This is a genomic window from Fluviicola taffensis DSM 16823 (assembly GCF_943372375.1).
Classification (GTDB): Bacteria; Bacteroidota; Bacteroidia; order Flavobacteriales_D; family Crocinitomicaceae; genus Fluviicola; species Fluviicola taffensis_A.
The window spans coordinates 245723-258752 of sequence record NZ_CALRYJ010000002.1; the positions used below are offsets into that span (position 1 = coordinate 245723).

The 13030-nt window shown below is 39.9% G+C and carries 12 protein-coding genes; 10 read left to right on the forward strand and 2 right to left on the reverse strand.

Annotated features, from left to right (window positions below):
- Positions 1 to 3: 3 nt before the first annotated feature.
- From AAG807_RS04390 to AAG807_RS04415, 6 genes are all read left to right on the forward strand, one after another.
- A complete protein-coding gene (locus AAG807_RS04390; protein WP_341901147.1) occupies positions 4 to 1041 on the forward strand; it encodes an MlaD family protein in 1038 nt (345 codons plus the stop codon).
- A gap of 12 nt (positions 1042 to 1053) precedes the next feature.
- Complete coding sequence (locus AAG807_RS04395; RefSeq protein ID WP_341901149.1) at positions 1054 to 2385, forward strand: (Fe-S)-binding protein; 1332 nt, start codon at positions 1054 to 1056, stop codon at positions 2383 to 2385.
- Positions 2386 to 2404: 19 nt separating this feature from the next.
- Positions 2405 to 2830, forward strand: a complete 426-nt coding sequence (locus AAG807_RS04400) for a phosphoheptose isomerase (protein ID WP_341901547.1) — start codon at positions 2405 to 2407, stop codon at positions 2828 to 2830.
- The gene (locus AAG807_RS04405; protein ID WP_341901548.1) at positions 2831 to 3625 is read left to right on the forward strand and encodes a (Fe-S)-binding protein; all 795 of its coding nucleotides are present in this window, start codon (positions 2831 to 2833) and stop codon (positions 3623 to 3625) included.
- Positions 3622 to 4077 carry an ABC transporter ATPase gene (locus AAG807_RS04410; protein ID WP_341901151.1) on the forward strand — a complete coding sequence of 152 codons (456 nt, stop codon included), beginning with the start codon at positions 3622 to 3624 and terminating at the stop codon, positions 4075 to 4077. Before AAG807_RS04405 ends, AAG807_RS04410 begins: the two co-directional genes overlap by 4 nt.
- A gap of 76 nt (positions 4078 to 4153) precedes the next feature.
- Complete coding sequence (locus tag AAG807_RS04415) at positions 4154 to 5389, forward strand: pyridoxal-dependent decarboxylase (protein WP_341901153.1); 1236 nt, start codon at positions 4154 to 4156, stop codon at positions 5387 to 5389.
- Between the two features lie 192 nt (positions 5390 to 5581).
- Here AAG807_RS04415 and AAG807_RS04420 read toward each other — a convergent pair whose 3' ends face one another.
- Together AAG807_RS04420 and AAG807_RS04425 are read right to left on the reverse strand one after the other, a co-directional pair.
- Positions 5582 to 6616, reverse strand: a complete 1035-nt coding sequence (locus AAG807_RS04420; protein ID WP_341901154.1) for a DUF4421 family protein — start codon at positions 6614 to 6616, stop codon at positions 5582 to 5584.
- Positions 6609 to 8711, reverse strand: coding sequence for a S9 family peptidase (locus AAG807_RS04425; RefSeq protein WP_341901156.1), 2103 nt, complete (start codon positions 8709 to 8711; stop codon positions 6609 to 6611). The genes AAG807_RS04420 and AAG807_RS04425 overlap by 8 nt, the downstream gene beginning before the upstream one ends.
- A 338-nt stretch (positions 8712 to 9049) precedes the next feature.
- On the opposite strand from AAG807_RS04425, the gene AAG807_RS04430 reads away from it, so the two are divergent.
- From AAG807_RS04430 to AAG807_RS04445, 4 genes are all read left to right on the forward strand, one after another.
- On the forward strand, positions 9050 to 9823 hold the full coding sequence (locus tag AAG807_RS04430) for a methyltransferase domain-containing protein (protein ID WP_341901157.1): 774 nt from the start codon (positions 9050 to 9052) through the stop codon (positions 9821 to 9823).
- Positions 9824 to 9864: 41 nt separating this feature from the next.
- Complete coding sequence (locus AAG807_RS04435) at positions 9865 to 10839, forward strand: cytochrome c peroxidase (protein ID WP_341901158.1); 975 nt, start codon at positions 9865 to 9867, stop codon at positions 10837 to 10839.
- Between the two features lie 162 nt (positions 10840 to 11001).
- Positions 11002 to 11583: a sigma-70 family RNA polymerase sigma factor gene (locus AAG807_RS04440; protein WP_341901159.1), complete on the forward strand. Its 582-nt coding sequence runs from the start codon at positions 11002 to 11004 to the stop codon at positions 11581 to 11583.
- Positions 11584 to 12042: 459 nt separating this feature from the next.
- Positions 12043 to 12987, forward strand: a complete 945-nt coding sequence (locus tag AAG807_RS04445; RefSeq protein WP_341901160.1) for a hypothetical protein — start codon at positions 12043 to 12045, stop codon at positions 12985 to 12987.
- Positions 12988 to 13030 lie beyond the last annotated feature (43 nt).

Sequence of the window (13030 nt, forward strand, 5' to 3'; positions counted from 1 at the left end):
GTTTTGAAAATCAAAAAAGAAATTAAAGCAGGTCTGATTGCCATTGCAGCTATTGGTTTGCTTGTAACGGGTATTAATTTTTTGAAAGGCTATTCATTTTTTGGAGGAGACGCTCAATACACGGCTTATTTCCCCAATGCCGGTGGAGTTAGTGCATCAACTTCTGTATTCGTAAATGGGGTGATCGTAGGGAAGGTTATTTCCGTGGACTATAATCCTGGCGGGGATTCCACTTCGAAGGTGCGCATGAAATTTACGATCAACGATAATGATCTGAAGATTCCGAAATCTTCCATATTGGAAACAGGTTCTGTGGATTTATTGAATAAAGGTTTGCTATTGTTCATGGGGGATGATCTTTCACAAGGTTATTACACAGAAAAGGACGCTATTCACGGTCGTGTGCAATTGGATATGTTCGGACAACTGAAGTCTTATGCAAATCCGGTGTTGCAGAAAGTTTCTGCGCTTGTTGTAAATGTGGATAAGACCATTACATCTTTGAAAGGTTTCTGGGATACCACTGCGACTTCTGAAATCAGGGAATCTTTGGTTTCATTGAAACTGACATTTAAAAAGTTTGGAAATATTGCAGATGATGTGGAAGGATTGGTTGCTACTGAAAAAGTGAAACTGAGCCGTATCATGAGTAATGTGGAATCGATTACCGGAAACTTGAAAGCTTCCAATGATAAAATTTCCAAGATCGTTGGTAACTTCGATAAGGTTTCCGAAGATTTGGTTTCAGCTGATTTCAAAAAAGTGATCAACAATGCAAATGCGACGATTGAGAAGTTGAACGCAACCTTTACTTCCATTGAAGCTGGGAATGGAACATTGGGTAAATTGTTGAAAGACGAGAAATTATATAACGAATTGGTTGAGACCAATAAGAGCCTGCAAAACCTGGTTCAGGATCTGGAGAAACATCCGGAAAGATATATCCATTTCTCCGTATTCGGTGCTAAAACAAAAGGAGTTCCGATTACTACAGGTGAAGAGAAAAAATTACGTAACTTGTTAGATTCAATCCCGGATTAATAAAAACAGTTTATGATCGCTGCAATTATTTTTAGTGTACTTCTGATTGGTGGATTTGGATGGTTCGGATGGAACATCCTGAAAATTCGTTCAAATATTCTTCTTGGGAGAGAGGTGAATCGAAAAGACAAACCGGGTGAACGTTGGAAAACAATGGCCTTGGTTGCACTTGGTCAGAAAAAAATGTTCGCCAGACCAATTCCGGCTTTGCTGCATTTGGGAATCTATGTTGCTTTTGTCATTACACAGGTCGAGTTGATCGAGATCATTTATGATGGGATTACAGGTTCGCACCGTGCTTTCATGTCTTCTTTAGGAGGGTTGTATACATTGGCGGTTTCCATCATTGAAATTCTTTCCGTTGCGGCATTGATTGCAACAATAGCCTTCCTTTCCAGAAGAAATATCTTGAAACTGGCTCGTTTCAGAAAACCTGAAATGAAAGGTTTTCCCACATTTGATGCTAACATGATCCTTTTCATGGAGCTTATCCTGGTATTCTGCATTTTCACAATGAACGGAGCGGATGAGGCTTTGTATTTGAAAGGAGCATCTCATGCTTCTCACGAGGCTGGTTCATTCGGTTTTGCCATTTCTTCCTGGGTTGGTCCACACATTTTTGGTGGATTCAGTGTAGAAACATTGCACATTCTGGAGCGAGTAGGATGGTGGGGACACTGGTTCATGGTACTTGCTTTCCTGAACTACTTACCTTATTCAAAACATTTCCACATTTTATTGGCGTTTCCGAATACCTATTATTCCAATCTGGAGAAAAAAGGGAAGTTCACCAATATGGAAGCTGTCACCAACGAGGTGAAATTGATGTTGGATCCAACTGCTGATCCTTATGCTGCACCGGTTGCTGCTGAAGGAACTCCTCAGCGTTTTGGAGCGAAGGATATTACCGATCTGACTTGGAAGAATCTGATGGATGCTTACACATGTACCGAGTGTGGTCGTTGTACATCATCTTGTCCGGCAAATATCACCGGTAAAAAACTTTCTCCTAGAAAGATCATGATGGATACACGTGATCGCATGGTGGAACTGGCAGATGGCAAACGCAAGAACGGAAAAGACTACGAAGATGGAAAATCATTATTAGGAGATTACATCACGGAAGAAGAAGTTTGGGCATGTACCTCTTGTAATGCCTGCGTTCAGGAATGTCCTGTAAACATTGATCCATTGGCTATCATTGTTGACCTGAGAAGGTATTTGGTGATGGAGGAATCCAAAATGCCAACCGAATTGACAGGAATGCTAACAAATATCGAAAATAACGGAGCCCCATGGCAATTTTCTCCGGCTGATAGAGGAAATTGGATTCATGAGGAATAAATTCGTAATTCGATAAATGATGAAAAAAGAAGGGCAGTTAATTGAGAAGATAGAAAACGGAGCTCATATTTCTCCTGTTTTACCTGAACATATCAAGAATTATTTGATTGATATCGATGGAACCATTTGTGATGACATTCCAAATGAAGAACCGGAAAGAATGGAGTTTGCCGCAGTTTATCCGGATGCACTGGAAACGGTAAATCACTGGTTTGACGAAGGTCATATCATTACTTTTTTCACTTCCAGATTGGAAGAACATCGACAAGTGACTGAAAAATGGTTGGAAAAACAGGGTTTTAAATATCATGGAATGATGATGGGAAAACCGAGAGGAGGGAACTATCATTGGATTGATAACCATATTGTTCGAGCAACCAGGTTTGAAGGAAAGTTTACTAATTTGATTGAAGTTCAGGCGAATATTCAAGTTTTTGAAAAATAAATTATGAGCACGATACATGTACCAACAATGGCCGAAATGATGGCACAGGGACAAACCCCGGATATCCTGTTTTGGGTTGGTTGTTCGGGTAGTTTTGATGATAGAGCTAAAAAAATTACCAAGGCATTGGTTCGCATTTTGAATGAATGCAAGGTGAACTTCGCCGTATTGGGCGCAGAAGAATCATGTACCGGTGATCCGGCAAAACGCGCGGGAAATGAATTCACTTTCCAGATGCAGGCCATGATGAATATCCAGGTTTTGGATGGATATGAAGTGAAGAAAATTGTTACCGCTTGCCCGCATTGTTTCAATACATTGAAGAATGAATACCCGGAATTGGGTGGAAAATATGAAGTCATTCACCATACACAATTGATCCAGGAGCTAATCAACTCCGGAAAATTGAAGTTGAAAGAAGGTGGTGTCTTCAAAGGAAAGAAAATCACTTTCCACGACCCGTGTTACCTTGGCAGGGCAAATGATGTGTATGAAGCTCCACGCATGCTGATTGAAAAATTGGACGCGGAATTGGTGGAAATGAAACGTTGCAAAACAAACGGATTATGTTGTGGTGCCGGTGGTGCTCAAATGTTCAAGGAAGCTGAAAAAGGAAATAAGGAAGTCAATGTGGAGCGCACGGAGGATGCATTGGAAACTCAGGCTACCATTATTGCTACCGGTTGTCCTTTCTGTAATACGATGATGACGGATGGGGTGAAGAACTTCAACAAGGAAAATGAGATCCAGGTATTGGATGTTGCTGAATTGATTGCAAACGCAGCTGAATTATGATTCCTTTTGACACATTGGATGACCAGGCAAAGGTTTGGTCTTATCAGGCAGATCGCTTGTTGACAGAAACCGAAGTGCAATGGATCACTGAACAATTGAATCCGTTTTTGGAAGAATGGGCAGCTCATGGAACCAAGTTGAAAGCTTATGGAGAAGTGATGAACAATGCGCATTTGATTCTTGCAGTTGATGAAAGTGCACACAATGCATCCGGTTGTTCAATCGATACTTCTGTTCGTTTTATCAAGTCATTGGAGAAAGAATTAAACGTTTCTTTTTTCAATCGTTTAAAAATGCTAACCCTTTCTGACGGGAAATTTGTTTATGTGAATTATGCCGATTTGGCAAGCCTTCCGGATGAAACAATTGTTTTCAATAACACCATCAGTTCGGTAAGTGAGTTTAAAAACAGCTGGAAATCACCGCTGAAAAATTTCATAATTCACCAATAAGGTTAAGAACCAAACAAGCTGATTTTAATCATTTTTCAAACCTGTTTTTTGTCCAAACTTTACAGAAAATTGCTGTATGGAATGGAAGCGAAAATCGGAATCTGAGATTAAACAACGTGTGTTTGATGCGTTAAAGACGAATGTCAACTACCGCAACGAATCAATCCTGGGGATTCCCGGAACTCACTTGGATTCGAAAGTATTCTCGGAAGAGATCAGTTTTGTCCGGGAAGCACCTTACCTTTCCACACTGGTTCAAAATCCAAATCACATCGGTTGTCATACTTTGGGAGATTCGGAGTCCTACTTTGAAGGAACACACGATCTGGAACGTGAAGTGATTCGCATTTGTTCTGAAAACATATTATGCGCAGCTCCCGATTCGATTGATGGTTATGTTGCAACGGGTGGAACAGAAGCCAACCTGCAGGCCATTTGGATCTATCGGAACTATTTCATTCAGGAGTATCAGGCATCTTTGCCGGAAATTGTAATTGTTTGCAGTGAAGACAGTCATTACAGCATGCAAAAAGCCGGAAATATCTTCCAGATCAACTGTATTTTGTTGCCCGTTGAAAAGGAAACCCGCAAAATCAATCAGTTTGCAGCAGAGCAAATTCTAGCTGCTCTGAAAGAAAACGGAGTGAAGTATATAGTGGTTGTGAGCAATATGATGACAACCATGTTCGGTTCGATCGATGATGTGGATTTGTACGCAGAGTTGATGAACAAAGAGGGATTCGAGTTCCGGATCCATGTAGATGCAGCTTATGGCGGGTTTTATGCTCCGATAATAAACGAATCCAATCCGATTAATTTCCAGCATCCGAAAATCAATTCGTTCACAATGGATGCACATAAAATGTTACAAGCTCCTTATGGAACCGGAGTTTTTCTGATCCGCAAGGATTGGATGAAGTATGCACAAACAGATGCCGCATCTTATGTTACCGGAGCAGATTGCACGATTTCCGGAAGTCGGTCTGGGGCTAATGCGATTGCGATCTGGTTGATTTTCGCCGCTTATGGGAAGCATGAATGGTTTGAAAAGTGTTCCACTTTGGAACGTCGAACAACGTGGTTGGCAAAAGAACTCGACAAACGTGGAATCCGTTATTTCCGTTCACCCTTATCGAATATCATCACGATGGACGCCCATCAGATCACTCCGGCTTTAGCACTTCAGTTCGGATTGGTTCCAAATGATTACAAGGATCCGTTGTGGTTCAAGATTGTGGTGATGGAACACGTGAGCATTGAAAAATTAGAAGGATTTCTCGCTGAGTTGGATGGACAGGTGGTGTTAAATTGAGGGAATTGTTTACTAAGTCAGGTGAGTCTAAATCTTTGCGTTCTCTGCTTCTCTGCGGTTTATAAATCCAGCCTTATTCTAGTCGCAAAAGATTGAATATTAAAACTTTCGGGAAGTTATAGCTTGAAATTTGGTACGTTATATATTTTAAAGGTACTTTTTAGCACTACCTCATTAAAGTACATAAATCCATTAAATTGATGCCTTCTTTTTCTCTTCAGCTTCTCGCTGCTCTTTTTTCTTGGTGACATTCAATCGGATTCCGCCAACCAATCTGAGGTTGTAATAGGTTTGTTTGTAGCTGAAATCATTGAATGCGATGGATTTGTTGTCAAAGTCCGTGACGAACATGATGAAATACCGTGGTTTATTGATTCCACCGATTATTTTGATGTCTACACGTGGCGCAAGCCCCAAAAAGCTTCGGGTGGTGCCTTCAAAAGTGTACAATTTGGATTGAAGAACCAATCCCAAGCCGCCCATGATCCCAATCTGGAACATCCGCCATCTTCTGACATAGGCATATCCGGGAACTGCCCCGACATCAAAAGAAGCGATCACGCTCGATGAAGTCTTACTTTCAGCGGTGTCCTGCAATTCGATAGGAAGAATGGGTTGTGCGGAAGAAATTCCGTAGTAGTTGGTTGTGTATTTCAGATAAAATGTTCTGACGTCTCTTTTATAAGAAGCTGTTTTTCCTTTGAAGGCAGACATTTTGAAGTCATTCTTGAAAAATTGCCAGGCATTGATTGAAAAACTGGCAGCAATGATATCTTCCCGAATCAGATTCGGTTCATCCGCGCTGATTGTATCATTCCATTCATGCGCATTTTTCATCGCATATCCTTGATAGAGGTGCCAATCCACATCGAAATACATGTTTTTGAAGCTGAAGTCGAATCCCAAATCGTAGTACTTTGTTTTCCCGAACTTATTTTTGGAGCGAACAGAGTTGGGTAGTGTGACCCCGAAACGCAAGGAAAGCCATTTGTAAGAGAATCCGAAACCTAGAACAGGATTGAAATTATTCCGGAATTTGACATTTTTTATTTCTTGACTGAATGGATAGGAAATGGACATTGGGGCAGTGCTCCATCCAAAATCCGAATACAATACCAGTCTTGTCCGGTATTTCTGATAGGGTAGTGAGTCCACATCCAAATTCTGACCATAAGTCGAAGATGTAAAAACACTTAAAAAAAATATGAGAATAGCTATTCTACTCATTAATCCCTTGTATCTCACACAAAAATGCAAATTCTTTTGCAACTTCAAGTCTTTCGGTAGATCTTCCCGATCCGCCTCCATGTCCGGCGCTCATCGTACAATCAAATAAGATCGGAGCGTTACCGGTATTGTTTTTTCGCAATTTCGCCACCCATTTTAGCGGTTCCCAATACTGTACCTGTGAATCATGGTATCCTGTCGTAATCAACATGGCTGGGTAATCCATCTGCTTCACGTGATCGTAAGGAGAATAACTGAGCATATACCAATAAGCATCTTCTTCATTCGGATTTCCCCATTCCTCATATTCCCCAACTGTAAGAGGAATACTTTCATCCAACATGGTGGAAACAACGTCTACGAATGGAACTTGTGCAATCACACCTTTAAACAGGTAAGGAGCCAGATTGGTTACAGAACCCATCAATAAACCACCGGCACTTCCGCCTTGGGCATAAATGGAATTCGGATCGCAATAACCTTTCATTGCCATCCATTCGGCAGCATTGATAAAGTCGGTAAAGGTATTTCGTTTGTGATTCAATTTTCCGTCTTGATACCACTTCTCTCCCAGGAATTTTCCTCCGCGGATGTGCGCGATTGCAAACACGAAGCCTCTATCCAATAAACTCAGACGTGTTGCAGAAAAAGTAGCAGGAATCGTAACACCGTAACTTCCATAACCATAAAGTAGCAATGGAGCTTTCTTCAGGTCAATTCCTTTTTTATAGACAATGGAGATCGGAATTTTCTGACCGTCATTCGCGGTAGCCCAAATCCGTGTTGAAACATAATTTTCAGAACGGAAATTTGGATCAATCAAGGTTTTCTGAAAAAATAATTGGGTCGTTTTACTTTCGATGTTGTATTTGTAGATCGAACTGGGACTCGTTAAGGAAGTGTAATGGTAATTGACCACTTTTGATTCGTAGTTCTCGTTAAAACTTAAGCCTAGTTCGTAAACCTCTTCGGGCATGGAGATACTGGAGAAATTGGTAGCTTGTAAACTTCCGACGGAAATCTCCGTTCTTCCCATTTTTCGCGATTGAACGACCAGAAAACTTTTGAAAACTTCCATTTCGTCCAAATAAACGTCGTTGTTGTGAGCAATTAGTACTTCACAACTTTCTACAGAGTTGGGGATGGATTTGGAAAACACCAACTTCCTGTTCGGGCTGTTTTTATTGGTGAGGATGTAAAATCCCGTTTCGTGATGCGTGATTTCGTATAAATGATCCTTTTCTCTTTTCAAGAAACAAACTGCTTTTTCCGCCGGTTTGTCAGCTCCGATTAACCATGTTTCCGAGCTGGTGCTGCTCACGGAATGAATCAGGATAAATTGCTTGTCGAGTGTTTTGGTGATGTAAACCGCAAACCGTTCATCTTTCTCTTCGAAAATCAGTTCGTCCTTGGTGTTACTGGTTCCCAAAACATGTCGGTAGATCTGAAACTCGCGCAAAGTGGTCGGATCTTTCTTGACATAAAAAACCGTCTGATTGTCATTGGCCCAAAGGATGCTTCCATCGGTATTGGGAATCTGTTCTTTCAGGACTTTTCCTGATTTGTTTTCGCGAAATGAAATAGCATAATTGCGTCGACCGATCTTGTCTTGTGAAAAAGCCACGAGTTCATTGTTCGGGGAAATGGAAAAATCACCCAATGAATAATATTCATGACCTAAGGCAAGCGCATTCTCATCAAAGAATACGGTTTCCTTTTGATTTTCGATCAGGATGAGTTCCCGGTAATCTTTGTCCTTTATCTGACGCCATTGATAGGTTTTTCCCTGGATTTCAAATGGTGCACTCGTTTCTTCCGGATTAATACGACCATCAAATTCTTTCAGGAAGGTATTTATCAATCCTTCTTTTTGATCAAAGAACCGCTTCGAGTAGTTGTTTTCTTCCGCAATGTAATCCAAAACCGGTTTTGAATCGCGCTCATTCATCCAGAAGTAGGGATCGATTCGAACGTGATTGTGTTTAATCAATTCTTTTGGGATTTCTTTGGCTACTGGAATAGTTGATGCGTTTTGTGAATTCACGATAAATGGAGTAAATGAGAACAATGAAAATAATCTGAGAAAATTCTTCATACTACAAATTTAAAAGAAGTCTTTTAAGATTGTGGGTCGGTTTCGGGAGAATAACTTGAGTTCGGGATAATAATTTTGTCAGATCGCTATTTGAATAGTTAGATACGAGTCTTGAATTTGAAGTAATAGCGGGTCTATTACAAGAATTCAAGAGGAAGTAGATTACTGTTTAAAAGCGAAATTTTTAGAATACTATTCTGAAAAAAACTCGTTTACTGCGTTGAATTTTCTTAAGATAGCCTGCTATCTTAAGAAAAATTCGCCTTGTAACCGTGTCTTTTTGAGAATTCTGACGGCATTATTATCCCGAACTCAAGTTAGTTATTAACTTTGTTTTCATGAAAAAAGCATATAAGTTTCTTCTGAATAAATTACCAAGACCTCTTTTAATACGTTTAAGCTACGTATTTAAGCTTTTTGCACCTTTGATCTATAAGGGAAATAAAGTGGAGTGTCCGGTATGTGAACGGAAATTTAGAAAGTTTTTATCTTACGGATCCGAGGTCTCTCATCGTGAGAATGTTCTTTGTCCGTATGATCTTACTTTGGAAAGACATCGCCTGATGTGGCTTTATCTGAAAAGAGAAAGCAATTTCTTTTCTGCAGATAATTTGAAAGTGCTTCATATTGCTCCGGAACAATGTTTCCATAAAAAATTCAAGAATCAAAAAAACTTGACTTACCTGACAGGTGATTTGGTTTCCCCCATTGCAGATATGCATTTTGATTTGCACCAGATTCCTTTGGAAGACAATCGTTTTGATGTGGTTTTCTGTAATCACGTAATGGAACATGTCGATGACGCGCTGAAATGCATGAAGGAATTATACCGTGTAATGGCTCCCGGAGCTTGGGGAATCATGCAAGTGCCTCAGGATACGAATCGGGAAGTGACCTATGAAGATTGGAGCATTACCTCTCCTGAAGACCGGGAAAAGCACTTTTGGCAAAAGGATCATGTGCGTCTATTCGGAATGGATTATCCGGATTGGTTGAGAAAAGCAGGGTTTGAAGTGGAGATTGCATTTGCAAAGAATCCGATATCAGATGAGGAAATCGAACGTTTCAGACTTTCCAAACACGAAATCCTTTACATCGTGCATAAAAAATAGTGGAATTGATTGAAATCAATTAAATTAGATTTCAATGAGTTATGATTTTCAATAAAGGGAATGTTTTATTTCTGTTTCTATTCATTTTGATAGGAACGATGTGTACCGTTAAGGAGCAGTATACCTTGGTTTTAGGCAAGATTCCTTTTCCCAAGGACAATCCGGATTCTCCTGAAAAAAGGGCATTTGGCAAACTGCTTTTCTTCGATAAACGACTTTCAAAGAATAATGAAGTGTCCTGTGCAAGCTGTCATCAACCTTCAAAAGCCTTCACAGATGGATTACCCAAGAGTCGGGGAGTTCGCGGAAGTATTGCCATGCGAAATGCACCAAGTCTGCTGAATAGTGCTTATTTCAGTAGTTACATGTATGACGGGGAAGTGAAGACCCTGGAGCAGCAAGTACTTGTTCCCATTCAGGATCACCGGGAAATGGGAAGTTCCATGAAAGAGGTCCTTCAAAAACTTTCAAAAGATTCGAATTACAAGCGTTTGGCAAAGCAGATTTTCCAAAGGGAATTGGATGCCTATGTAGTCACACGTGCACTCAGTACCTATGAACGCTCATTGATAAGTCAGAATAGCAGATTTGATCAATATAGGGCAGGGGCAAAGAGCATTCTGAATGCTGACGAGATTGCCGGATGGAAACTTTTTTCGGAAAAGCTGTATTGTACCAAGTGTCACTCAGGCGCAAATTTCACGAATTATCAAGTGGTGAGTAACGGACTTTATTCCGATTATGGAATAGATCAGGGGAGATACCGAATAAATGGATTGGAGAAAGAGAAAGGTGCATTCAAGGTTCCGAGTTTGCGGAATGTCTCATTAACCGCTCCATATATGCATGACGGAAGTATTCAGACCCTGCGGGAGGTCATTTCACACTATTCAAAAGGTGGCTCCCGATTTCCCAATAAATCTTCCATTATCAAGCCTTTTAAGTTAAATAACTTAGAAATCAATCAGTTGGAGCTCTTTTTAAAGACCCTTGTTGATACATCCACCGTGAACTAATTTTAAATTCTACTTAATTGATAGGATTAATTGGCTTGTTCGTCGAAAAACTGTTAAAAAACCGGTTGATAATTCAATATTTGATAATAAATTGAAAAATATCCCGTTATATTAGTTATACCCAATGCAAAAAATTATGCAAACCCAAAATCCAAATATACCATGGCAATTAATGTCTATTTCCACCAGTCACCGGAACTACTCCAGGAGGAGCAAGTATGGGTGATGCAAGCAAAGGCAGATCCGGCAAGATTTGAACCTTTGTACCGCAAGTATTATGATGCAATACTTCGTTATCTGAAACAACGGATGGAAGACCCAGAGCAAGCGCATGATGTTGCTTCTCAGGTTTTTATCAAGGCGATTAAGAACTTATCGAAGTATGAAGACCGCGGAGTACCATTCGGCTCTTGGCTATATCGAATAGCTAAAAGTGAATTGTACCAGAGTTATCGGGAGATGCAATCAAAGAGAACCGTTTCAATGGAGAATGTTCAGATTCCAACTTTTGATACCTTATTCTTTGATAATCAAGAATTGGAGCACAATCAGTCTTTACTTTTGGCAGCAATGCAAAAGCTGAAAGAAGAGCAATTGAAGTTAATTGAAATGCGATTTTTCGAACAATTAAGTTTTAAGGAAATCGGAGAATCAATTGGTATTACTGAAAACAATGCGAAAGTGAAAACGTTTAGAGCATTGGAGAAACTAAGAGAATATTTCTTAGGAAGGTATGCCGCTTAAAAAATAGAAGGGTCTTTCACTTGTTGGAAGACCCTTTTTTTGACTCTACGAATCCCCATTCCTTTTAACACTTATCTTTCAAACCCTTCAGATTCGCCAGAGACATCTAATTCCGGGAGTAAGAGAGGAGGTAAACAAACGGATGTTTTCTTTTATTTGAATCGGGTGCTGAAGCGAAACATTACCTGTAAATCTCTTTCCAAGGTCAACAGATGAAGGTCGGAGAAGCTAAGGGTGTATTTCTTAGGAAGATATAGTGCCTGAAATAGAAAGTTCTTTCACATTTTGAAGCACATTTTTCTATTTAATTGTTCTTTTTGTGAAAAATTCATTCAATAAAACTGGTTACTTGTTCATTAACAATACCCATTTAAAAAAAAGCACCAAAATTTTTAGGTAGCTATTATTTAAAAACCTTAATTTAGCGTCGTGGAATCTACTACAACATAAATTTTTAGAATGAAGTATACAACTCTAACTATTTTATCTATAGTTTCAACGATTTCTCTTGCGCAAAGTTCAAATTTCAATACACAGCGAAATTGGGCGATGAACAAGAAAGAAATTTCAATCGGTCTAGGAGCTACCAGTTTTTTAGGAGACTTGGGAGGCGCGAACCAAATTGGTACCGATTATAGTTTGAAAGACATCGATTTTAATTCAACCCATATCGGAGGTTCTGCCTCTTTCAGATATCGCTTTCATCCTTATTACGCGACTTCAACCATGGTTAATCTTGGTTTTCTGCGTGGTAATGATGCATTGACATCAGAGCAATTCCGGAATATGCGAAATTTGAATTTCCGTTCATTCTTTGTCATGCTTAGCCAACGATTTGAAATTATTGTTTTGGCAAATGAGAAAATCGGACGCAGATACAATATTCCTGGGCTGAAAGGATTTACAGATCACAATGAGCAATTGTATCTGATTGCCGGTATTGGTGCAATGTATTATAACCCAAAGGCTTCTTACCAAGGTAGCTGGGTAGGTTTACGTGATTTGCATACAGAAGGACAAGGTCTTCCGGGAGGTCCGGAAAATTACAAGCGCATTACTGCAACAGTTCCATTGGGAGTTGGATTCAGAATGGGAATCAACCGCATGTGGAGAATTGGTATGGAAGCGACTTATGTGAAAACATTCTCAGATTATATTGATGATGTTCACGGAGTTTATTACGATCCTGCAATTATCGGGGCATCGTATGGAGCTCAGGCAGCCGCATTGTCAAATCCTTCAAATACACCATCAGCATTTAATCCAGGTAGCCAACGAGGTGACAAACAAAAGGATGCATTCCTTTATGTCAATATCATGGTGACAAGAAATATTACGTACAAAGCTGGAACCAGAAGTGGACCAATGAAGTTTGGAAAACGTCATTACAAAGCGAAGTTCTAATAAGAGATTTAAAATTCTTTTTAACAAAACGAGGTTGTCTATT

Bases quoted from the DNA above. Each gene is read 5' to 3' on its own strand.
- AAG807_RS04415 (WP_341901153.1), top strand. From the start codon at position 4,154: ATGGAATGGAAGCGAAAATCGGAATCTGAGATTAAACAACGTGTGTTT.
- AAG807_RS04440 (WP_341901159.1), top strand. From the start codon at position 11,002: ATGGCAATTAATGTCTATTTCCACCAGTCACCGGAACTACTCCAGGAG.
- AAG807_RS04395 (WP_341901149.1), top strand. From the start codon at position 1,054: ATGATCGCTGCAATTATTTTTAGTGTACTTCTGATTGGTGGATTTGGA.
- AAG807_RS04425 (WP_341901156.1), bottom strand. From the start codon at position 8,711: ATGAAGAATTTTCTCAGATTATTTTCATTGTTCTCATTTACTCCATTT.
- AAG807_RS04400 (WP_341901547.1), top strand. From the start codon at position 2,405: ATGAAAAAAGAAGGGCAGTTAATTGAGAAGATAGAAAACGGAGCTCAT.
- AAG807_RS04430 (WP_341901157.1), top strand. From the start codon at position 9,050: ATGAAAAAAGCATATAAGTTTCTTCTGAATAAATTACCAAGACCTCTT.
- AAG807_RS04420 (WP_341901154.1), bottom strand. From the start codon at position 6,616: ATGAGTAGAATAGCTATTCTCATATTTTTTTTAAGTGTTTTTACATCT.
- AAG807_RS04445 (WP_341901160.1), top strand. From the start codon at position 12,043: ATGAAGTATACAACTCTAACTATTTTATCTATAGTTTCAACGATTTCT.
- AAG807_RS04410 (WP_341901151.1), top strand. From the start codon at position 3,622: ATGATTCCTTTTGACACATTGGATGACCAGGCAAAGGTTTGGTCTTAT.
- AAG807_RS04435 (WP_341901158.1), top strand. From the start codon at position 9,865: ATGATTTTCAATAAAGGGAATGTTTTATTTCTGTTTCTATTCATTTTG.